Origin of the sequence: Marmoricola sp. OAE513, assembly GCF_040546585.1 — a bacterium.
GTDB lineage: Bacteria > Actinomycetota > Actinomycetes > Propionibacteriales > Nocardioidaceae > Marmoricola.
Map to the genome: position 1 here is coordinate 1442653 of NZ_JBEPOC010000001.1, position 21772 is coordinate 1464424.

22 protein-coding genes are annotated in these 21772 nt (G+C 71.4%); 10 read left to right on the forward strand and 12 right to left on the reverse strand.

Translation table 11 applies throughout. The features are described from left to right. Window positions 1–9: 9 nt before the first annotated feature. Complete coding sequence (locus ABIE44_RS07335; protein ID WP_209720092.1) at window positions 10–3183, reverse strand: ATP-binding protein; 3174 nt, start codon at window positions 3181–3183, stop codon at window positions 10–12. 131 nt (window positions 3184–3314) lie between these two features. Here ABIE44_RS07335 and ABIE44_RS07340 point away from each other — a divergent pair, with 131 nt between their 5' ends. From ABIE44_RS07340 to ABIE44_RS07365, 6 genes are all read left to right on the forward strand, one after another. Next, window positions 3315–4136, forward strand: coding sequence for a class I SAM-dependent methyltransferase (locus ABIE44_RS07340; protein WP_209720089.1), 822 nt, complete (start codon window positions 3315–3317; stop codon window positions 4134–4136). 33 nt (window positions 4137–4169) lie between these two features. Next, entirely contained in the window at window positions 4170–5201 is a 1032-nt protein-coding gene (locus tag ABIE44_RS07345; protein ID WP_209720087.1) for a hypothetical protein, read from the forward strand. A 15-nt stretch (window positions 5202–5216) separates the two neighbouring features. Further along, the gene (locus ABIE44_RS07350; RefSeq protein ID WP_209720084.1) at window positions 5217–6215 is read left to right on the forward strand and encodes a hypothetical protein; all 999 of its coding nucleotides are present in this window, start codon (window positions 5217–5219) and stop codon (window positions 6213–6215) included. A 26-nt stretch (window positions 6216–6241) separates the two neighbouring features. After that, window positions 6242–7258 carry a hypothetical protein gene (locus ABIE44_RS07355; RefSeq protein WP_209720081.1) on the forward strand — a complete coding sequence of 339 codons (1017 nt, stop codon included), beginning with the start codon at window positions 6242–6244 and terminating at the stop codon, window positions 7256–7258. 92 nt (window positions 7259–7350) lie between these two features. Further along, window positions 7351–7479, forward strand: a complete 129-nt coding sequence (locus tag ABIE44_RS07360) for a hypothetical protein (protein ID WP_354437910.1) — start codon at window positions 7351–7353, stop codon at window positions 7477–7479. A 30-nt stretch (window positions 7480–7509) separates the two neighbouring features. Further along, window positions 7510–7845, forward strand: coding sequence for a hypothetical protein (locus tag ABIE44_RS07365; protein ID WP_209720079.1), 336 nt, complete (start codon window positions 7510–7512; stop codon window positions 7843–7845). Window positions 7846–7887: 42 nt separating this feature from the next. On the opposite strand, the gene hutI is transcribed toward ABIE44_RS07365, so the two are convergent. From hutI to hutH, 5 genes are read right to left on the reverse strand one after another with little or no spacing between them, the layout of a single operon-like run. Then, window positions 7888–9063 (reverse strand): imidazolonepropionase, encoded by a 1176-nt coding sequence (gene hutI / locus ABIE44_RS07370; RefSeq protein ID WP_209720076.1) that lies wholly within the window; start codon window positions 9061–9063, stop codon window positions 7888–7890. Beyond that, window positions 9060–10316, reverse strand: a complete 1257-nt coding sequence (locus ABIE44_RS07375) for a formimidoylglutamate deiminase (protein ID WP_209720073.1) — start codon at window positions 10314–10316, stop codon at window positions 9060–9062. The genes hutI and ABIE44_RS07375 overlap by 4 nt, the downstream gene beginning before the upstream one ends. Further along, on the reverse strand, window positions 10313–11533 hold the full coding sequence (locus tag ABIE44_RS07380) for an allantoate amidohydrolase (RefSeq protein ID WP_354437911.1): 1221 nt from the start codon (window positions 11531–11533) through the stop codon (window positions 10313–10315). The genes ABIE44_RS07375 and ABIE44_RS07380 overlap by 4 nt, the downstream gene beginning before the upstream one ends. Window positions 11534–11535: 2 nt before the next feature. Further along, window positions 11536–13206, reverse strand: coding sequence for a urocanate hydratase (gene hutU / locus ABIE44_RS07385; RefSeq protein WP_209720070.1), 1671 nt, complete (start codon window positions 13204–13206; stop codon window positions 11536–11538). After that, window positions 13203–14768, reverse strand: coding sequence for a histidine ammonia-lyase (gene hutH, locus ABIE44_RS07390; protein ID WP_354437912.1), 1566 nt, complete (start codon window positions 14766–14768; stop codon window positions 13203–13205). Before hutH ends, hutU begins: the two co-directional genes overlap by 4 nt. An 87-nt stretch (window positions 14769–14855) precedes the next feature. Here hutH and ABIE44_RS07395 point away from each other — a divergent pair, with 87 nt between their 5' ends. Genes ABIE44_RS07395 through ABIE44_RS07405 form a run of 3 tightly spaced genes read left to right on the forward strand, consistent with a single transcriptional unit; the run spans window position 14856 to window position 16516 of the window. Further along, window positions 14856–15608: an IclR family transcriptional regulator gene (locus ABIE44_RS07395; RefSeq protein ID WP_209720064.1), complete on the forward strand. Its 753-nt coding sequence runs from the start codon at window positions 14856–14858 to the stop codon at window positions 15606–15608. 40 nt (window positions 15609–15648) lie between these two features. Then, window positions 15649–16386 (forward strand): DKNYY domain-containing protein, encoded by a 738-nt coding sequence (locus ABIE44_RS07400; RefSeq protein WP_354437913.1) that lies wholly within the window; start codon window positions 15649–15651, stop codon window positions 16384–16386. Continuing rightward, on the forward strand, window positions 16373–16516 hold the full coding sequence (locus tag ABIE44_RS07405; protein ID WP_354437914.1) for a hypothetical protein: 144 nt from the start codon (window positions 16373–16375) through the stop codon (window positions 16514–16516). Before ABIE44_RS07400 ends, ABIE44_RS07405 begins: the two co-directional genes overlap by 14 nt. On the opposite strand, the gene ABIE44_RS07410 is transcribed toward ABIE44_RS07405, so the two are convergent. From ABIE44_RS07410 to ABIE44_RS07430, 5 genes are all read right to left on the reverse strand, one after another. Next, complete coding sequence (locus ABIE44_RS07410; protein WP_354437915.1) at window positions 16509–17444, reverse strand: YihY/virulence factor BrkB family protein; 936 nt, start codon at window positions 17442–17444, stop codon at window positions 16509–16511. The two genes, ABIE44_RS07405 and ABIE44_RS07410, sit on opposite strands and share 8 nt — an antisense overlap. A gap of 132 nt (window positions 17445–17576) precedes the next feature. Continuing rightward, the gene (locus ABIE44_RS07415; RefSeq protein WP_209720056.1) at window positions 17577–17960 is read right to left on the reverse strand and encodes a LapA family protein; all 384 of its coding nucleotides are present in this window, start codon (window positions 17958–17960) and stop codon (window positions 17577–17579) included. Further along, window positions 17957–18226, reverse strand: a complete 270-nt coding sequence (locus ABIE44_RS07420; protein ID WP_209720053.1) for a GlsB/YeaQ/YmgE family stress response membrane protein — start codon at window positions 18224–18226, stop codon at window positions 17957–17959. Before ABIE44_RS07420 ends, ABIE44_RS07415 begins: the two co-directional genes overlap by 4 nt. 137 nt (window positions 18227–18363) lie before the next feature. Further along, the gene (locus ABIE44_RS07425) at window positions 18364–18537 is read right to left on the reverse strand and encodes a CsbD family protein (RefSeq protein WP_209720050.1); all 174 of its coding nucleotides are present in this window, start codon (window positions 18535–18537) and stop codon (window positions 18364–18366) included. 157 nt (window positions 18538–18694) lie between these two features. Next, window positions 18695–19477, reverse strand: coding sequence for a TetR/AcrR family transcriptional regulator (locus ABIE44_RS07430; protein WP_209720047.1), 783 nt, complete (start codon window positions 19475–19477; stop codon window positions 18695–18697). 65 nt (window positions 19478–19542) lie between these two features. On the opposite strand from ABIE44_RS07430, the gene ABIE44_RS07435 reads away from it, so the two are divergent. Further along, window positions 19543–20040: a TspO/MBR family protein gene (locus ABIE44_RS07435; protein ID WP_209720043.1), complete on the forward strand. Its 498-nt coding sequence runs from the start codon at window positions 19543–19545 to the stop codon at window positions 20038–20040. A 6-nt stretch (window positions 20041–20046) separates the two neighbouring features. Here the strand turns inward: ABIE44_RS07435 and ABIE44_RS07440 are convergent, their stop codons facing one another. Next, a complete protein-coding gene (locus ABIE44_RS07440; protein ID WP_209720041.1) occupies window positions 20047–21675 on the reverse strand; it encodes a calcium-binding protein in 1629 nt (542 codons plus the stop codon). Between the last annotated feature and the right edge of the window lie 97 nt (window positions 21676–21772).

Sequence of the window (21772 nt, forward strand, 5' to 3'; positions counted from 1 at the left end):
CGAGCGGGCCTAGGCGACGGTCTCGGCGGTCTGCGCCAGCCGCGCGACCGTGCCGACCGCACCCAGCCGGGTCAGCTCGGCGAGCGCGCGGTCGCGGTCGCCGACGTCGCCCGAGTCGAGGAGGCACAGCGCCGCCTGGAAGGAGTGGTTGCGCTCCTCCCAGTACGCCGCCGCCTCCTGGTGGCGCCCGGTCAACGACGCGGCGTGCGGTTCCGCGAGCCCGGTCGGCACGAAGAACGTCTCGCCGAGCCGGCGCAGCCAGACGGCCAGCTCGCCGGCCGCCCAGAAGGCGCCGGGCTCACCGGCCAGACGACCCAGGTCCGGCACCGCGTGCTCGGTGACGCGCGGATCCGGGATACCCGTCGTCCACATCACCTCGGCGAGCACGGCGAGGGCGGACAGCCGGCGGATCGGCTCGTCGAGAGCGACGGCCATCTCCCACGCGCGGTCGAACGTCTCGGCGATCTCGGGTGCGATCCTCCCGGTGTCGTCGGTGGCGGTCCCGAGACGGACCGGCACGAGACCGGAGATCAGGAACGGCCACAGCCGGGCCACCGGCATGCCGGCCGTCCCGATCACGGCGCCGGCATCGGTCAGCGCGTCGTCCCACCGACCCGAGCTGAGGGCGACCCGCGACCGGATCGCCGTCTGCCAGTGCCGGCAGATCGGCAGGTCCCGACGGTCGGTGAACGGGATCGAGATGTCGAGCACGTCCTGGGCCATGCCGATCCGGCTGTGCTCGGCGTCCAGGCTGCAGAGCTGCGAGTACCCGGTCGAGGCGAGCTCGTCCCAGCCGCCCTCGCGCGCGTCGCCGATGAGCTGCAGCAGGCGCGGTCGGGCCGAGACGTCCCCGGTCGCGAGCTCGGCGAGCGCGTCGATCATGTCGGCCCGGACGCTCAGCATCCGGTCGTTCCCCTCGTCCGCTGCGTTGGCCGCCTCGAGCGCGCAGCTGCGGGCGAGGTCGAGCTCGCCCTTGAAGAACCCGAGGAGCCCGCGGGTGGCCCGCGCCCAGCCGCGCGGGACGGCGAGCCCGGCGCCCTCCGCGACCATCGCCGCCCGGTCCGCGTAGGCCTCGGCCTGGCGCCGGTCGGCGTCGTAGTAGGCGAACACCGCTGCGGTGTCGTACGCCGAGGCCAACCCGCCGCCGTCACCGGCCTGCTCCCACAGGTCGAAGGTCGCACCCATGTTGTCGATCGCCTCGGGCAGTCGGCTGATCAGGTACTGCTCGAACGCCAGCCGCTGCAGCAACCGGGCGCGCTCGCCCGGCGCCGCGTCGTCCTGGTTGTGCAGGGCGATCTCGAAGAAGGCGGCCGCCTCGGTGTGCGCCCCGGCGCGAGCGGCGAGCTCGGCGGCGGCGACGGCGTGCTGGAACGCGCGCTCGGTGTCGAGCGCCGCGACGGCGTGGTGGGTGAGCAGCTCGGGCTCCTTGCAGCCGGCCGCCTCGAGCGCGTCGAGGACCTGCGCGTGCAGCCGCGGCGCACCGGCGGCGTGGATGGTGCTGCCCACCGCCTGCCGGGCCAGGTCGTGCCGGAACGCGAGCCCGGTGCCTTCGGTCGCCAGCAGACCGGTCGCGTGCAACCGGTCGAGGGTGGGCAGGTCCACGCCGAGGACCCGGATCACCGCGTCGTCGAGACGTTCCGGGGACAGCGACGCCAGCTGCAGGACCCGGAGGTCCTCGGCCGACAGGTCGGCGGTGCGGGCGAGCAGGGCGTCGCGGACCGTCGCCGGCAACGGCCGGTCCGGGTCGCTGCCGACCTCGAGCACGAAGAACGGGTTGCCGCCGGTGAGCTCGTGCACCCGCACGGGGTCGAGAGGGCTGTCGCCGAGCAGCTCGCCGACGCCGTCGACGGTCAGTGCGTCGAGCTGGACGGCGTGGCCGTGGTCGAGGCGGGCGAGATCACCGAGCAGGGGGCGGGCCTGGTGCTGCACGCCGACCTCGTGGTCGCGGTAGGTCACCAGCAGGGAGAGGTTGAGCGTCGCCGAGCGGCGCGCGAGGAACCGCAGCACCTCCACCGTCGACGCGTCGACCCAGTGCAGGTCCTCCACGACCAGGACCGTCGGCTCCTCGACCAGACCGGCGACGACCTGGTCGCAGACGTCGGCGAGGAGGACCTCGGCACCGCTGTCCCAGATCGTGATGCCCGCCGCGGAGGCGATGTCGCGCAGGGGACCGTAGGAGCGCGGCGTCGTCAACGGGTCGCACTGACCGCGCAGCACCCGCACCGGTGCGTCCGCGCAGGCGGCGCGCACCAGGGAAGTTTTGCCGACCCCGGCGTCGCCGGCCACGGCCACGCACCTGCCCTGGCCGGACGCTGCGCCCGCGATCGCACGGGCGAGCACGGCACGCTGGCCGTCGCGCTCGACCAGCGGGCTGCCGACAGCCGCCGCCGCGGCGCTCGGCGCCACGACCGGTACGGCGGCGAGGTCCAGCGAGGAGTCCTGCCGCAGCACGGCGGTCTCCAGCTCGACGAGCTCCGCACCCGGGTCCAGACCGAGCTCGTCGGCCAGTCGCTCCCGGGTCGCCGCCGCGACGGCGAGCGCGTCGGCCTGACGGCCGCTGCGGTAGAGCGCCAGCACGAGCTGTGCGGCGAACCGCTCGCGGAACGGGTGCTCCTCGACCAGCGTCGTGAGCACCGGCACGGCGTCCTGGTGCTGACCGAGCGCGAGCCGGACGTCGAGCCGGGCCTCCTCGGCGACCAGGCGCTTCTCGGCGAGGTCGGTGGCGACGGCGGTCACGAACTCGGCGTCGGCGACATCGGCGAGGACGTCACCGCGCCACAGGTCGAGGGCCTGGTCGAGCAGCGCCACGGCCTCGTGGGGACGACCGGCGGCGGCAGCGGCGCGACCGTCACCGAGCAGCTGCTCGAACACGTCGGCGTCCACCTCGGCGGGGTCGACCTCGAGCACGTAGGCACCCGAGCGACGGCCGAGGGTCGCCGGCGTACCGGACTCCTCCAGCAACCGGCGGACGCGGACGACGTGGCTGCGCAGGGTTGTCGCCGCCGCCTCGGTCGGGCTCTCGCCCCAGAGGCCGTGCACCAACCGGTCGACCGAGACGGGTCGTCCGCGGTGGACCAGCAGCATCGCCAGCAGCCCACGCGGTTTCGGCCCGCCCAGGTGCACCAGCTCCCCCGACGGGGACCGCACCTCGAGCGGGCCCAGAAGGCTGAAGGAGGGACCCACGCCAGAAAGCGTACGGCGAAGCGTCCCTCCGCGCCTCCACAAAAGCTGCACGCCAGTTGCACGCCCGGATCCGAGGCTTCTCGACATCAACCCGGTCCGCATCCGAGCGGCCCAGATCCGAAAGGCCCCCCATGACCACCACGCAGAACCTCACCACCGACGAGCTCCTCACCAAGCAGCAGGCCGTCTGGAGCAGCGGTGACTACAACAAGATCGCCGCCCTCACCGTGCCGGTGAACGAGACCGTCGTCGCAGCCGCCCGGGTCAGCCCCGGCGACAAGGTCCTCGACGTCGCGACGGGCACCGGCCACAGCGCGCTGGCCGCCGCCCGCCAGGGCGCGGTCGCCACCGGCATCGACTACGTGCCCGCCCTCCTCGAGATCGCCCGCGACCGAGCGGCCGCCGAGCAGGTCGTCGTGGACTTCGTCGAGGCGCCCGCCGAGAAGCTGCCGTTCGCCGACGGCTCGTTCGACACCGTGGTGTCGGCGATCGGCGTGATGTTCTCCGCGGACCACCAGGGAGCGGCCGACGAGATCGTCCGGGTGAGCCGCTCCGGGGGTCGCATCGCCCTGGCGAGCTGGACCGCGCAGGGGTTCGTCGGCGGCATGCTCGCCACCGCGAGCCGGCACGTCTCCCCGCCGCCGGGGGCGCAGTCCCCGCTGCGCTGGGGTGACGAGGAGGTCGTCGCCGACCTGTTCGGCGACCGGGTCACCGGCCTGACCTCGAAGGTGCACCTGCTCCCGGTGCGGTTCGCCTCGGCGTCGGCGTACGCGGACCACTTCCTGACCTACTACGGCCCGACCTTCAGCGCCTCGAGCCGCCTCGACGACGAGGGCAAGGCCGCGCTGCGGTCCGACCTGATCGAGCTGGCCACGACGTCCGGCCGAATCACCGACGGCGGCGCCCTGCACCTCGAGTGGGAGTACCGGGTCGTCACCGCCACCCGCGCCTGAGCCCCCACCCCGAGCAACACCTCTAGGAGAACCATGGATCCCCGCACCCTCGCTCGCGGCGCCGCCGCAGCAGCCCTTGCCCTGGGAGGGGCCGGCCTCGCGCCGGCCCCCGCCTCCCAGGCGGCCCCGACCGCAGTCCAGGCGACGGCCACCGTCCGCTGGGGCACGAGCTTCGACGGCACCGTCGGGTGCTCGGTCAGCGGCGACCCGAGCGGCTACGAGTCGGTGACACTGCCGGCGAACGGGGGTGCGGTCGTCCGCAACGTCATCCGCAGCGGGAACGTCGACGACACCGGCGCAGCCCACCGCACCCAGACCGTCCAGCGCACCAAGGCGACGGCGTCGACCCGCGTGCGCAACGGTGTGCCGTCCTCGGTCGACCTGCTCGCGGAGGGCAGGGTCGGCATCCTCGGCGCCGCCGGCAACCCGTGCGGAGCCAGCACGTTCGCCTCCGCCGACCAGGAGCTCACGTTCACGCTCGACCGCCCGCTGTGGATGACCCTGACCTCGCGAGCGGGACGTGAGACCGGCACGGCCTTGCGGATGCAGGACCCGCTCGGCGACATCAAGTTCCGGTTCGACTCCTACGACACTGCGACCGAGAGCAACCAGCGGTGGTTGGTTCCACCCGGCGAGTACCACCTCATCGTGGGCGTGTCCTGGTTCGGCGACGCCGCCGGCGGCGCCTCGACGTCCCGCGACGGCTCCGGACGCATCCGGGTGGACTTCGCCGAGGTCGGCTCGGCCTCGACCCGCGCCACCGGCGCCGGGGTGAAGTATGCCGTCCCGCGCCCGCGGGTCGCCTGCGCGACGGGGACCCTCCCGGTCGACTTCACCGGCAAGGCCACGCGCGTCCGCACCGCGACCTTCTTCGTCAACGGCAAGAGGGTCCGCACCGTGCGCAGGCCCCGGCCGGGAGCGTCGGTCTCCGTGCCCGGCCTGCCCGCGACCCGCCCAGGGACGGTCCGCGTCCGGCTCGTCGTCGACCCGCCCGGCAAGCGTCGCAAGGCCATCGTCACCACCGCTCGCAGCTACCGCGCGTGCGCGGCTCCCCTGAACCCCTGACCAGAAGGAACGACCATGAAGAAGACCCTCGCCCACGTCCTCGGCACCACCTTGGCCACGACGACGATCGTGCTGCTGCCCGGTTCCGCCCGGGCAGCCGAACCGGTCGTCAACGCCGAGCTGGTCGCCAGCTCGGGCAGCTATGCCATCGGCACCGGATGCTCCGTGAGCGACCCGGGCCAGCGCACCTACGCCCCGTTGGCGACGAACGGCTCGACCTCGTCCCACGGCTCGAACCTTGGCGCCTCGATCACCGACAGCGCGGGCGTGCGCAGCGACGTCACCCGGTCCGCGCTCGGCAAGGGAAAGGTCACCGTGCGCGACGGTCAGCTGGCCGCCCTCACCTTCTCCGGCACCGCGGCCCTCGACGTCACGACCCAACCCACGCAGACGTGCGGTGTGGGCACGTGGACCCGGGTCGAGACCCGGTTGGTGTTCACCCTGACGCGGCCGCAGTGGTTCAGCGCGCGGACGACCACGACGAGCCGGGCGCAAGTCGCATTGAGCCTGTACTCCCACGACGAGACGACCTCCGTCCGCATCGACGCCCTGGCCGGAGGTGAGGCATCGGCGAACTGGTACCTGCCCATCGGTACCTACTCCCTCGCCACCGAGATGCTGCTGAGCACCGACCTCGTCGCGGGCGCTCCCAGCAGCAAGCGCACCGGGAGTGGAACGACCCAGGTGGCCCTGCACGACACCGGCGGAGCGCACGCGGCTGCCTCGGGAAGCGGCACCCGGTACGTGGCACCGGGCAACCGGGTCACCTGCGCCACCCACCAGCTGCCGGCCCGATTCGGCAAGCGGGTGAAGTCCGCGACGTTCTACGTCAACGGCCGCAAGGTCCGCACGGTGAGCAGGCCGAAGGCGGGCTCGGTCGTCGCTCTCCCCGTCCTCGACGGCACCCGGACGAGCTCGGTGCGCGTCCGGCTCGTGGTGGACCCACCGGGTCACCGCACCAGGAAGACCGTCGCCGTCACCCGTTCCTACCGCGCCTGCACCCCGGCGCGCTGACCAGAATCGATCGAAGGAGCACCACCATGAAGAACTCCCTCTCCGCCTTCGCCCAGGCTGCTGCCGTGGCAGGTCTCGCCCTGACCTCGTTCGCTGTCCTGCCGACGCCGACCGCACGGGCGGCCGACCCCGTGTCCACGCCGAACATGCTGACCCACATCGGCGCGAACGGTTTCGGGACCGGCTGCACGACGTCGATGCCGTTCACGAGCTACACCGAGGAGATCCCGCTGACCGGCGCGAAAGCCACCCGCACGGCGGCCGGGCTCTGGACCGTCTACAAGAACAACGCCAGCCAGCTGACGGTCACCCCGAAGATCACCGGATCCTCGTCGATAACCCTGCGGAACGGACGACTCGACACTCTCGACCTCGGCGCGACCGGTGGCGTGCGGGTCGACGCCGTCGCGGGCCAGGGCTGCGGCGTCTCCACGGACGCGGGCCTCAGCACGTACGTCGACATCACCACCACCCGGGCTTCCTGGGTGACGCTCCGTCTTTCCGCGACGCGCGAGACCGACACCCGTGCCGAGATCGAGCCGGTGGAGGGGTCCGACCTCGGCTTGTCGCTCAGCGTCTCCTCGGGTGGCGGGACGTCGGCGGCGACCTACTACCTGCCGGCGGGAAGCTATCGCCTGTACGGCCGCGTCGGGTGGGACCCGTACCTCTCCGCCGGCGAGGGCGGCGCCAGCCTCTCGGGGACCGGGACCGTGCACGTCGAGCTCGACGAGGTCGGTGAGGCGATCGGCTCCACCGCCGGCTCCGGAGCCCGCTACGTCACCCTCGGCAACCAGGTCGCCTGCGCCGACCGCGGGGTCGTCGTCCGGTTCGGCCGGAAGGTCAGGTCCGCGACCGTGTACGTCGACGGCCGTCGGGTGGAGTCGCTCAAGAAGCCGAAAGCAGGACGGAGCATCTTCGCGGCAGGACTGGACCGGTACCGCACCGGCAAGGTCCAGGTCCGTCTCGTGGTGGACCCGCCGGGCAAGCGCAAGAAGGCCTCGGTCACGGCGACCCGCACCTACCGGGCCTGCGACAGCCGCTGAACAGGCTGCGCACAAGCCTCCACAAGAGTTCCACGGCGTTTGCACGCCTGCCCGAGAACCTTGTTCCACGCCCGAGAAACCAGGAGAAACCCATGAACGCGCTCTACATCCCCAGCATCAACGACCTGAGTCCGACTCCTCGTACGAGCCGGAAGAACCTCAGGGGCGAGTACACCGTCCGCACCAGCAGCCGGTCCGCAGGCCGCCGCTTCTGGCGCTGACCCATCCATCCCATCCCCGAAGGAACAGACATGAACACCACCACCCTCGTCCGCGGCCTGGTCACCGGTTGCACCATCGCCGCCCTCGCGACGCTCGCCGCTTGTGGCACTGCGGACGGATCGTCCGCCCCGAAGGACGCCAGTGCAGCCGACTTCTGCGCGGCGCTGAAGGACGCGGACATGTCCGACGCCAGCTCGTTCTCGCACGACCTGGCCGAGGTCGGCACCCCGGCCGGCATCCCCGGCCCGGCCCGCGACGGCTTCGAGGTGATGGTCGAGAAGGCCGACCAGGACAAGATCAGCAGCACCGAGGAGAAGAAGGTCGCCGCCTTCGTCAGCTACTACACCGAGAAGTGCAGCGGCTGATCCCGGACACTCCCCGGGCGCAGAGCCCCTGACCCGCTCGGGTCAGGGGCTCGTTGCATCTCCGCGCGTTGCATCTCCGAGCACCAGTGGCACGCCCGGGCGGTAGGCCAGGTGCAGGTACGACGGCGCGTCCAGGACGGCAAGGTCCGCACGCGAGCCGACCGAGAGCAGCCCCACGTCGGTGCGACCGAGAGCCCTCGCCCCACCCGCCGTCGCCGACCAGAGCGCCTCCGCGGGGGTGAGTCCCATGTCGCGCACGGCGACCGCAATGCAGAACGGCATCGAGGACGTGTACGACGAGCCCGGGTTGCAGTCGCTCGCCAGCGCGACGGTGACGCCGGCCTCACGCAGCCGCCGACCGTCCGGGTACGGCGACCGGGTGCTGAACTCGACGCCCGGAAGCAGGGTCGCGACCGTGCCCGCGTCGGCCAGAGCCGCGACGTCGGCGTCGTCGAGGTAGGTGCAGTGGTCGACCGCGACCAGGCCGAGCTCGCACGCGAGCCGGACGCCGGGTCCGTGCCCGAGCTGGTTGGCGTGCAAGCGCCCGTCGAGGCCAGCGGCCTTCCCGGCCGTGAGGATCGTGCGGGCCTGGTCGACGTCGAACGCACCGCGCTCGCAGAACACGTCGATCCACCGGGCGTGCGGTGCGGCTGCGGTGAGCATCGGGCCGGTGACGAGGTCGACGTACCCGGCGACGTCGTCGGAGTACTCGGGAGGGACGACGTGCGCGCCGAGGAAGGTGACCTCCTCGGTGAACCTGCGGGCCACCGCCAACGACCGGGACTCGTCCTCCACGGTGAGGCCGTACCCGCTCTTGATCTCGACGGTGGTCGTCCCCTGGCGACGCATCTCCGCGACCAGCCGGGCGACGTGGGTCGCCAGCTGCTCCTCGGTCGCGCCCCGGGTCGCGGCGACGGTCGTTCGGATGCCGCCGGCCGCGTAGGACTCTCCTGCCATCCGGGCGGCGAACTCGGCCGACCGGTCGCCGGCGAACACCAGGTGGCTGTGGCTGTCCACGAATCCCGGGACCACCGCGCGACCGTCGAGGTCGTGGGTCGTGTCGGCGTCGGGTGCCGCGACGCGCTGACCGACCCAGACGACCCTGTCGTCCTCGACGACGAGCGCCGCGTCGCGGACCAGGCCGAGCGCGGACCCGTCACCCAGGGAGGGATCGTTCGTGACGAGCTCCCCGATCCCCGTCAGGAGCAGCGCGCTCATCCGCCGTTCCTCACCGGGAAGGGCCGGACGTCGGCGCCGGTCGCCGCGAAGACGACCGACTCGGGAGTGGTGCCCGTGCCGCGCAGGCTCCAGGAGTCCAGGTCCAGCACGCGGAGGTCGGCCCGCTGCCCGACGGCGATCCGGCCGGCGTCGCCGAAGCCGAGCGACGCGTGCCCGGTCGTCGTCGCGGCGTCCAGCAGCTCGGTGGCACTCCAGTGGCCGCGCTCCCGCGTGCGCAGGCGCTCGTGCATCTCCACCCCTCGCATCTCCTCGAACAGGTCGATCACCGCGTGGCTGTCCGAACCGAGCGTGAGCCGTGCGCCGGCGTCGTGCAACACCCGCGACTCCCCGATCCCGTCGGCCAGGTCGCGCTCGGTGGTCGGGCAGAAGCAGACGAACGCGCGAGCGTCCCCGACCAGTGCGACGTCCGTGGCGGTCAGATGGGTGGCGTGCACGAGTGTGGTGGCGGGACCCAGCACACCTTCCTCGGCGAGCAGCTGCGTCGGCGTCAGCCCGTACGCCGCCACGCACGCATCGTTCTCGGCGACCTGCTCGGACAGGTGCACGTGCAGGGGACGGCCCGCAGCGACCTCGGCGACGGCGCCGAGCGCCTCCCGTGGGACGGCGCGCACCGAGTGGATCGCCATCCCGACGCGGTCGTCGTCGAACGCTGCGACCCGGTCGGCCCACGCCGCCACGTCGCCGTCGCTGAACCGCGCCTGCACGCCCTCCGGTGCGGCACCGATGCCGGCTGCGAGGTAGCAGGTGTCGAGCAACCGGATCCGGATGCCTGCGTCGTCGGCAGCGGCCAGCAGCGCCCGGCCCATCGCGTTCGGGTCGTCGTACGGCGTGCCGTCCGGCTGGTGGTGCAGGTAGTGGAACTCCCCGACCGCACCGATGCCGGTGGCGACCATCTCGGCGTACGTCTGGCGGGCGAGCTCGTAGTAGCTGTCCGGGGTGAGCCGTGCGGCCGCGGCGTACATCTGCTCGCGCCAGGTCCAGAAGGTGCCGCGCTCGGTCTGGGTACGGCCGCGCAGAGCGCGGTGGAACGCGTGCGAGTGGCAGTTCGCCAGCGCCGGGATGGTCAGGCCGGCCACCCGTTCCCGGTCGTCGCCGGTCCCCCGGTCGTCGAGCTTGCCGAGACGTGCTTCCGTGCCCACCGAGGTGATCACCCCGTCGACCACCTCGATCAGCACCTCGTCGAGCACCTCGCCGTCGACGAGGGCGTGCTCGAGCAGGTAGGTCGATGTCACCCGGCCAGCTCCGTCAGCGCGTCCGCCAGGGCCTCCACCCCGGCCAGGCAGTCGGCCATCTCGGCGGACTCCGCAGGCGAGTGCGAGACGCCGGTCGGGTTGCGCACGAAGAGCATCGCCGACGGATGACCGGCCGCGGACAGGATGCCCGCGTCGTGCCCGGCCTGGGTCGGGAGCACCGGCCAGTCGCGGCCCGCGTTGATCCTGGCCGCCAGGTCGGGACTGAACTCGACCGGGCCCGAGACCGACTCGGCGGTGACCACGACCTCCGTCCGGTCACGACCTGCTCGGTCGCCGGCCTGCCGCTCGATCGCAGCCACCATGGCCTGCAGGGCTTCGTCGGAATCAGCGCGTGCGTCCAGCCAGGCGGTCACTGCCGACGGCACCGCGTTGGTGCCGTTCGGCCGGACGTCGACGCGCCCGAAGGTGGCGCGTCCTTCTCCGTCGGTCGAGCCCGTGGTCAGCCGCGCCTGCTTGTTCGCCGCCAGCACCGTCATCGCGTAGGTCAGCATCGGGTCGGCGCGGTCCTCCATCCGGGTCGTCCCCGCGTGGTCCGCACGCCCGGTGAAGTCGAACCGCCAGCGCCCGTGCGGCCAGATCCCGCTGGCCAGGCCGACCGGCGCACCGCGGTCGACCAGAGCACGGCCCTGCTCGACGTGCAGCTCGACGAAGCAACCGACGTCGGCGAGCACACCGCCGGCTCCCGCATCAGGCTCCCCGGTGACGTCGCCCAGGGCGACGCCCTTCCGGTCGCGCAGCCCCTCGACGTCTGCCCACGCCACCGAACCGCTCGCGAGCCGGGACCCGAGGCAGGCGAGGCCGAACCGGGAGCCCTCCTCCTCACGGAAGGCGCTGATCCCGATCGCGCGGCCGGGCTCGACGCCTCGCTCGCGCAACCGGTCGACCGCCGCGAACGCCGAGACGACGCCGAGCGGCCCGTCGTACGCGCCGCCGTCGAGCACGCTGTCGAGGTGGCTCCCGGTGAGGACCCCGAGGATCTCGGTCTGACCAGGGACCGGCTCGGGGCGCCACCAGGCGACCTGGTTGCCGAGGGCGTCAGTCTCCAGCACGAGCCCGCGCGCGGCCGCCTGCTCGGCGAACCAGGCGCGGAGCTCCTCCTCCGCGGAATCCCACGGCTGCCGGAAGTAGCCGCCCGTGGCGGCTGATCTGCCGACCGGAGCGAGATCGCTCCACATCTGCTCGAAGCCGTCGGCCACCGCTACGCCTCGGCCATCGGGATGCGCACCCCGCGCTCGGTCGCGACCTCGTCGGCTCGGTCGTAACCGGCGTCGACGTGCCGGATCACGCCCATGCCCGGGTCGTTGGTGAGCACCCGCTCGATCTTCTGCGCGGCCAGCTCGGTCCCGTCGGCGACGCACACCTGCCCTGCATGGATCGACCGTCCCATACCGACGCCGCCGCCGTGGTGGATCGACACCCAGGTCGCGCCGGAGGCGGTGTTGACCAGGGCGTTGAGCAGAGCCCAGTCCGCGATCGCGTCGGAGCCGTCGAGCATCGCCTCGGTCTCCCGGTACGGCGACGCGACAGACCCGCAGTCGAGGTGGTCGCGACCGATCACGATCGGTGCGGACAGCTCACCGCTGGCCACCATCTCGTTGAACTTCAGGCCGGCCAGGTGGCGTTCGCCGTACCCGAGCCAGCAGATCCGCGCGGGCAGCCCCTGGAACTGGACCCGCTCCTGCGCCATTCGGATCCACCGGTGCAGCCGTGCGTACTCTGCCTTCTCCGCTGCAGGGAACAGCTCGAGGATCGCCTCGTCGGTCTTGCGGATGTCCTCGGGATCGCCCGAGAGTGCCGCCCAGCGGAACGGACCCTTGCCCTCGCAGAAGAGCGGTCGGATGTACGCCGGCACGAACCCGGGGAACTCGAACGCCCGGTCGTAGCCACCCTTGCGGGCCTCGTCGCGGATCGAGTTGCCGTAGTCGAAGACCTCGGCCCCGGCGTCGGCGAACTCCACCATCGCGCGGACGTGTGCCGCCATCGAGGCCTGCGCCTCCTTGGTGAACCCCTCGGGGTCGCGCTCGGCCGCGTCCTTCCAGTCCTCGAAGGCCACACCGGCCGGGAGGTAGGACAGCGGGTCGTGGGCGGAGGTCTGGTCGGTGACGACGTCGATCGGAGCGCCGGAAGCGAGCAGCGCCGGGAAGTCGACCGCCGCGTTGCCCAGGACCCCGATGGACAGGGGCTTGCGGGCATCACGAGCCTCCACGGCGAGCTGCACGGCGTGGTCGAGCGAGTCCGCCTGCACGTCGAGGTAGCGGTGCTCGATGCGTCGGGCGATGCGCGAGGCGTCGACGTCGATGCAGATCGCGACGCCGTCGTTCATCGTCACCGCGAGCGGCTGCGCGCCACCCATGCCGCCCAGACCGGCGGTCAGCGTGATCGTCCCGGCCAGCGTCCCCCCGAACCTCTTGTCGGCGATCGCTGCGAACGTCTCGAAGGTGCCCTGCAGGATCCCCTGGGTGCCGATGTAGATCCACGAGCCGGCGGTCATCTGTCCGTACATGGTCAGGCCGAGATCCTCCAGCCGGCGGAACTCCTCCCAGTTGGCCCAGTCGCCGACGAGGTTCGAGTTCGCGATCAGCACCCGCGGCGCCCACGGGTTCGTGCGCATGACACCGACCGGCTTGCCGCTCTGCACGAGCATCGTCTCGTCGTCCTCGAGCGTGGTCAGCGTGCGGACCAGCGCGTCGTACGCCTCCCAGCTGCGCGCAGCCTTGCCGGTGCCGCCGTAGACGACGAGGTCCTCGGGGCGTTCGGCGTTCTCGGGGTCGAGGTTGTTCATCAGCATCCGCAGCGGCGCTTCGGTCTGCCAGGACTTCGCGGTCAGGGCGGTGCCGTGGGCGGCGTGAATGGGGAGTCGCTCGTTCACTTCAGTTCTCCGATCACTGCTTCGGCGGCGGCCAGGACGGCTCCGCTGCGAACGAGCTCGACACACGCCTCGATCTCCGGGGACAGGTGCCGGTCCGGCCCGGGGCCTTCGATGCCGGATTCGCGGAGCAGCGCGACCACCGCCCCGGTAGCGGGCGACGGCTCGAGCGGCCGTCGCAGGTCGAGCGCCCGCGCCGCGGTCAGCACCTCGATCGCGATCACCCGGGTCAGACCGTCCACCGACCGACGCAGCTTGCGTGCCGCCGACCAGCCCATCGACACGTGGTCCTCCTGCATCGCGCTCGACGGGATCGAGTCCACGCTCGCCGGAACGGCCAGCCGCTTCAGCTCGGAGACCACGGCGGCCTGCGTGTACTGCGCGATCATGTGCCCGCTGTCCACGCCCGGGTCGTCGGCGAGGAACGGCGGGAGCCCGTTGCTGCGGGCCTTGTCGAGGAACCGGTCCGTACGCCGCTCGCTGATCGAGGCGACGTCGGCGGCGACGATCGCCGCGAAGTCGAGGACGTAGGCGACCGGGGCGCCGTGGAAGTTGCCGTTCGACTCGACCCGGTCGTCCAGGACCACCGGGTTGTCGACCGCCGACTTCAGCTCGCGCGCCGCCACCAGACGAGCGTGCGCAAGGGTGTCGCGCGCGGCGCCGTGACCGTGAACCTGCGGCGAGCACCGCAACGAGTACGCGTCCTGGACCCGGTTGCACAGCGTCCCGTCCGGCTGGGGCCCGCGGTGCGACGCGACGACGCCGCTGCCCGCCAGCAGCGCGACCAGGTTGGCGGCCGAGTCCGCCTGCCCGGGGTGCGGACGGAGGTTCTGCAGCTCGGCCGCGAAGACCCGGTCGGTGCCGAGCTGACCCTCGACCGACATCGCGGCGGCGATGTCCGCGGTCCGCAGAAGGACGTCGAGGTCGGTCAGCGCCATCACCAGCATCCCGAGCATGCCGTCGGTGCCGTTGATCAGCGCGAGGCCCTCCTTGGGACCGAGCTCGACCGGAGCCAGCCCGACCGCAGCGAGCGCCTCGGCCGCCGGCATCAGCGTGCCCGCGGCGTCGCGGACCTGACCTTCCCCGATCAGTGCGAGCGCGCAGTGCGAGAGCGGCGCCAGGTCACCGGAGCAGCCGAGCGAACCGTACTCGTGCACGACCGGCGTGATCCCGTGGCTGAGCATCGCGGCCATCAGCTCGGCCGTCTCCAGACGGATGCCGGTGTGACCGGTGGCCAGCGTCGAGAGCCGGAGAAGCATCAGTCCGCGGACGACCTCGCGCTCGACCTCCGGTCCGGAACCGGCCGCGTGCGAACGGACCAGCGACCTCTGGAGCTGGGCGCGCATGGCGGCGGGAATGTGCCGGGTCGCCAGCGCGCCGAACCCGGTGGAGATCCCGTAGACGGGGGCCTCGTCCGCGGCGAGCTTCTCCACGACGGCGCGACCCTGCTGGATCGCGGCTACCGCGCCAGCGCTCAGTCGCACCGGACGACCCTCCCGCGCCACCGCCACCACGTCCGTGAACCCGATCGGACCGACACCCACTTCGACCGTTCCCTGCTTCATGCCTCCAGGGAACTCTTCGAGACGTGCTCGCGCCACGGTCTCCCGTCGGTGACAGTCTCGGATACGAGACTGTCTTACGATGACCGGGTGAGCCAGGTCCCCGCAGCGACGAGCACCATGCGGGTGCTTCGGTTCCTCGCGTCGCAGCCCGACCCTGTCCCGCTGAACCGGATCATGCGTGCCTGCGGGCTGCCCCGCTCCACGGCGTACCACCTGATGCGCGCCATGGTCGACGAAGGCTTCGTCACCCACCTCGCCGACGAGCAGCGCTACGGGCTCGGCGTCGCCGCGTTCGAGGTCGGCAGCGGTTACAGCCGCCAGGCCCCGCTGCAGCGTCTGGCCCGACGGCCGTTGGCGCAGCTCGCCGACCAGGTCGGCGAGTCCGCGCACCTCGCCGTGCCGCACGGACGCGACGTCCTCTACGTCATCGAGGAACGGGCACCGGGTCGTCCCCCGCTGGTCACCGATGTCGGCGTCCGCCTGCCCGCCCACCTGACGGCGAGCGGCCGAGCCATCCTGGCCGCGCTGCCGGCGACCCAGGTCCGGGCGCTCTACCCGGACAAGCAGTCGTTCGTGGAGCGGCACGGCAACGGACCGCGATCGCTCAGCGCCCTGCGCACCGTCCTCGCCGAGACCCGGCAGCGGGGCTTCGCCGCCGAGGACGGAGAGATCACGCCCGGACTCGCGTCGGTCGCGGCGCCGATCCTCGACCACAACGGACTACCGCTGGCCGGGGTCGCCGTGACGTTCGAAGCCGACCGCGCCGGATCAACGGTCGAGATCGCGAGCGCCGTCCGCGCCACAGCCGCCGAGCTGACCCACCGGGTCGGTGGTCGCTGACCTCATGACACCGACGGATCGACTGAGTAGCGTGACGGCCGTGCGCCCTCCCCGTGCCGTGCTGCTGGTTCTCGCGTTCCTGGTTGCCCTCGCCGGCTGCGGTGACGGAGCGCCCAGCTCGTTGTTCAGCTCCTCGGGCTACCACGTGCGCGGGGAGAAGGTGTACTACCTGCGGGCGTTCCCGGGCGACGCCTCCCGGATCGAGACCGCCGACGCCACGACCTTCACGGTGCTGGACACGACGTACGCGAAGGACAAGAACGCTGTCTACCTCGACGGCGAGGTGCTGACCGAGGCCGACCCGGCCACCTTCGAGCTGCTCGACCGGGCGAACTACACGGCCGACGCGAGCCACGTGTTCCTGAGCGGCAAGGTGCTCAGCACCGATGTCGCGCACTTCGAGCTGATAGCCGACGGCCTCGCCAAGGACTCCGAGAAGGTCTTCTGGTCCGACGGCAGCGTTCTCTCGGAGGACCCCGCTGGCTTCTCGACCCTGTCGTCCGGCGACGGCTACCTCTACAACGTCGACAGCCGCACGGTCTTCGTGAACGGCAACCCGATCGAGGGAGCCAACCCCGACTCGTTCCAGATCGTCGGCGGCGCGTACGCCACGGACGGGGACGACGTCTACTACTTCACCGACCGCGTGCGCGACGCTGACGCACGCTCCGTGAAGGCACTCGAGGGCTCCTACGCCCGGGACGGCGACCGGGTCTTCTGGCGCGGGAAGACGATCCCGGGCGCCGACCCGGCCACCTTCTCCGGTGCTCAACCCTGACTTCGAGTGCACCGCGGACGACGCGCATGCGTACTACCAGGACGCTCCGATCGAGGGTTTCGACCCGAGCTCGATCCCCGAGGGTGCAACGGTGAACAACTGCTCGGAGACGTCCCTCAGCTTCACCTAGGTCGCCGCTGGTCGTCCTTCTTCCGTCGCGCCTTGAAGCGCACCGCGATCGCCTCGAAACCCTTGTGCCGTTGCGCCCGGGCGTAACCGGCGTACGCCCGTTTGTCGCCGTCGGTCAGCACGACCGCATCGGTGAACGGCGTCAGCAGCGCCCGGGGCCAGAGGCGGCGACGCAGCACCACGTTCACCTCGATGCCCAGGACGAGGATCACGGCGAGCAGGTACGCGACGCCCAGCAGGCCCAGGACGAGCCCGAAGGTCTGGTTCATCGACGACGCCTGCTTGAGGCTGTGCTGCACCAACGAGGTGCTGCTGAACTGGACCGCGTGCCACCCCGCCGCGATCAGCACCGCGCCGGGGAGCGAGCCGCGCAGGTCGTGGCGGCGATCGGCACCTAACCGGAGGAGCACTGCCAAGATGCCCACCATCACGGTGAAGGTGGCCAACGGCACGACCGCTCCCCGGACACCTCCCAACCACGTCAGCCCGTTGTCAGCCACCTGCGCTGCGGCGGACACGAACGTCAACGCTGCCATCGAGACCCCGCCCGCGAGCAGCAGTCCGAGACTCCGCAACCTCAACCGGATCGGGTCCGGCCGGCTGTTGCGGGGGACCGCCCAGGCGGTGTGCAAGGCGTTCTGGACAGCGGTCCCCAGACCGAGAGCGCCGTAGAGCGCCAGAGCACCACCGAGGATCACCGCGCCCGTGGAGCCCTGGAGCCCCTCGGGCCGACCGAGCTGATCCCCGACGACGGGGAAGTTCGCCACCGCCGAGTCGACGATGCGCGCCCGCAGCCCCGGGTCGTCGGCGAGCAGGAACCCGAGGACGGAAGTGGCGAGCAGCAGGAGGGGTACGACCGCGACGAACGCGTAGTAGGTGATCACCACCGCGAGGTAGACGCCCTGGTCGTCGAAGAACTTGTAGACCACGGCCAGCGGGAAACCGACAGCCGGCTTGGACCGCTGCCACTCGTCCCACCGACTGAGGGGTGCTCCCTCCGTAGCGGCGTGCGAGCCGCCGCCCTGTCGATCGCCCGCCGAACCCGTCACTGCCGCTCCGTTCTAGCCGTTCCGTCTGAGCGACCGCCGGAGCTGGCCGATCCTCACCGCTGCAGGGATGCCGACCAGCAGCGATCCAGCGACTGCGGCGATGAGGAGGGCCGCTGCAGTCGAGATCCGCCCGTTCATCCAGAGGAAGTCGATGGTGATGGACCTCGAGTTCTGGACGACGAAGATCACGAACAGGATCATCACCAACGCTAGCGCGACGGCTGATGCCCATGCGGTGGCGGCGCGGGTCCGCTTCACCCGACCATGGCTGTCCAGCCCCGACCGACGCGGGGGCGCCGGAGCCTCAGCAACGTCGACCGTCTCACTCTCCGGGGCGACCGGGTGGGCAGGCGGCACCTCGGTGCCCTGCGGCTCGGACTGGTCAGCGGCGCTCATGCGTGCTCCTGGAAACGGTGCCCGACGCGGTTCCAGACCAGCAGCACGATGACCGCGCCGATCACCGAACCGACGATGCCCGCAGGTTGAAGGGTGGCCTCGACGTCGAACAGCAGGTTGCCGAGGAAGCCTCCGACGAACGAGCCCATGATGCCGAGCCAGACGGTGAGGGGAACCGAGAGATCCTGGCGCCCCGGGACGAGCAGCCGAGCCAGGAAGCCGGCGATCAGGCCGACGACCAGAAGTCCGATGATGAAGCCGAGCATGGTGCCTCCTTGAGTCACGCCGGTCGCCGATCGGGCGAATCCGGCACTGCGTCGATGAGCTGGGTGCGACGACCGAGATCCGCATCAGGTCCGCTGCACGTCGTGCGCGTTCCTCGCCGACCCCCGTCGCCCGGGACCTACTTCTTGAAGACGTCCTTGACGTCCTCGACCGCGTTCTTGACGCTGCCCTTGGCCTGGTCCTTCTTGCCCTCGGCCTTCAGCTGGTCGTCGTTGGTCGCGTCGCCGACCGCTTCCTTCGCCTGGCCGACCAGCTTCTCCGCGGTGTTCTTCGCCTTGTCGACGATGCCCATCGTTCCTCCTGAGGTGAGGCCACGGCCCGGATGGCCGAAGCGGCTTACGCCGTAAGCCTGCCCTCGTGCGCCGAGCTTGAAACCTTGCTGCCTGGAAGAACACGGTGACGTGGATCACTGCCGGTCTCTTGCCACCCGCACGTACTTCGCAGCAGGGTCAGATCCGGTTTGCCACCGCGTCGAGGAGGCGCTGAAGCCCGCGCTCGAACTCCTCGTCGAAGCGGTCCTCGGCCAGACGCTCGGCCAGTCGGTGGATGGTCGGGTACTCGCGGACCTCGATGTCGCCCTGCGGGTCGATCTTCTCCGCGACGGTCTCCGCGTCCGCCACCGCCTCCTGCTCCTCGTCGGTCCTGGTCGGGGTGAGTCCACCCGGGACCGGCTCGTCGGAGGAACCCATCGAGCCGTCCCCGTCCTGAGGATCACGCAACGTCCGAGCCCCTGTCTCCATCAGCAGGTAGCCAAGAAGGAAGCTGTTGAAGGAGCGGTAGGTGAAGAGGACCTGCTCGTCGCCGAAGCCGGCGTCCGCCAACGTGCTCAGCATCGACTCGATCCAGTGCAGCGAGCGCAGAGGCGGGTTGATCCAGGGCGCCTCCGCAGGTCGGGTGGTCACCAGGGGGAATGCGTGCGGGTGTGCCAGCGCGTAACGCCGTACGCCGCGGGCCAGGCGCTCCAGGTAGTCGCGCCACCCGGCGTCGGCGGTGCTGACAACCTCGGGGTCCTCGTCGAGCTCGGCCACGATGAGATCGACCACAGCGTCCAGCAGGGCATCGCGCGTGTCGACGTGCTTGTAGAGCGACATGGCCTCGACGCCCAACCGGGAGGCGATCGCGCGCATCGTCGCCGCGCCCACCCCCTCCTCGTCGATGAGGGTCAGGGTGGCGCGTGCGATCAGGTCCGGGGAGAGACCCTTCGCGCGGTTCTTGTCCTCGGCTCGCACCATGCGCGCCATCGTGTCATGGGGGTCATTCCGGTTTCGGGCGGATCCGCCGGGGGCACAGAGCCCCCATGACGACCCATCCAGGTGCAGCGGTCCGACGACCTGCGACGTCCGAGCACAAGCCGGGCGTCATGCTCGCGGTCTACCTGCTCGCGTGTGCCGCGGTCGCCTACCTCGGGTCGCTCGCGACTACGAGCAACGTCGACGGCTGGTACCGCGACGCCGACAAGCCGCCGTTCAACCCGCCCAACTGGCTGTTCGGTCCGGTCTGGAGCGTTCTGTACGTCGCGATGGCGGTCGCCGTCTGGCTGGCCTGGAAGCGGGGCGCTCCGACGGGGATCTGGTGGTTGCAGCTGGCGCTGAACCTCGCGTGGACCCCGGTCTTCTTCGGGATGGAGGAGCTCTGGTGGGGGCTGGTCGTGATCGTCCTGCTCGATCTCGCCGTCCTCGCCACGATCGTCGTGTTCCGGCGCACGTCGCAGGCCGCCGCGTGGTTGCTGGTTCCGTACCTCGGCTGGACCCTGTTCGCGACGGCGCTGAACGCCTCGATCGCCGCCCTCAACTGAGGGGCCTCAGCGCCGCAGGCAGCTCTTCGGCTTCTCCGACTTCTTCGCACCCCGGCAGACGTCGCGACCGGACCCGCCGACGTACTTGTCCCTGCCGGACCCACCGATGAGCACGTCCACGCCGCTGCCGCCGTACAGCTTGTCCTTGCCGGACCCACCGATCAGGACGTCGGCGCCGCCACCACCGATGAGCTTGTCCTTCCCACCCAGTCCGCAGATGACGTCGGCCCGCGGCGTCCCTCGCAGGACGTCCTTGCGGGCCGTGCCGCGGATCGTGCACCGGGTGTAGCGCGCCAGGACGCGCGGCCTCGCCTTCGGGGCCCGGGACGCGAGGACACGGAGGTACGGGTCGCGGTCGAACGCGACGTACGTCGTGCCGCCGGCGCTGGCCACCCGCAGCCCGATACCGGCGAGCGGGATGGTCCGCACCAGGTCGCCGTCGAAGTCGATCTCGACGACGACGTCGTTGAACTTCGACGTGCCCGAGACCTTGCCGAACCCGACGTACGTGCCCGCCGGTGTCGTGCTCAGGCCCTGGTACGGCGCGAACTGAACAGTGGAGCGCCGCGTCAGGGTCGTCCCGTCGGCACTGATCTGCGAGATGGACCCGCCCTTGACCGGCTGACCTGCCGGCGTCGGTGGGACGGCACCGTCGATGAAGCCCAGGACCCCGACCCTTCCGTCGGAGGCCACCTTCACGCCCGCGTTGGACTCGTTGTCGGTGGGAGCCGGCACGTACGTCGACCACGCCGCGGACTTCCCGTCGGCAGCCAGCTTCGTCGCGAAGGGAACGTGCCAGTCGGAGATCGACGTCGTCACGGGCGCCCCGGGCGTCGTCGGGAAGTCGTTCGACCAGGTCTCCCCGCTCACCACGACTCCTCCTCCCGGCGCGAGCGCGACCCCGACGCCCATGTCTGCTTTCGAGCCCCCGAGCAGGCTCGACCAGACGATGCTCGATCCGTTGGGCGCGATCTTCGCGACGTACGCGTCGTTGTCGCCGGCGGCCACGCTGTCGAAGGCCCCGGGCGAGGCGACGAAGTCCGGTGAGGTCGTTCCGACGACGTACACGGCTCCGGCGCTGTCGACCGCCAACCCGTTCGCCTGGTCTGATCCCGGGATCCGCGCGGAGTACACGAGCTTGCCGCCGGGCCCGAACTTGATGAGGAAGGTCGTCCGGCCCGCTGCGCTGTTCCAGTAGGTGCGACCCAGCGCTCCCGCAGTCGTCGGCAGGTCGCTGTGCTCGGTGCTGCCCAGCAGGTAGACGTTGCCGTGGCTGTCGATCACCTGGCGGCCGGCGGACTCGCCGTAGTCTCCGGACGCACCCCCGATCCGAGCAGCCCAGCGAGGTTGTCCAGCGGGGTCGAGACTGACCACCGCGATGCCGTCCGCACGACCCCTGTCGTAGGCACCCGGGCTGCCACGGAAGCCCTCGGCGGCCCGACCCGAGGCGTAGACGTTGCCGCTCGGATCGATGTCGATGCCGTCGACCTGTCGCAGGCCGGCGATGTCGGTGACGTACGTCGGCTCGGGCGCTGCCGCCTGACGGGGAGCGACGTTCGGCGCACTCTGTGCCGACATCGGGACAGCGAGCATCGCGACGAGCAGGAGGGCAGTGGGGCGAAGCGAGCGGTTCATGGGACATCCCGAGGACGGACCCGAGGGCCCCGACTGTGTGAGACCCGCAACCTGCACTCTTCCCTTTACGGCGCTGAGCAGTCTAGGAACGCGCTCG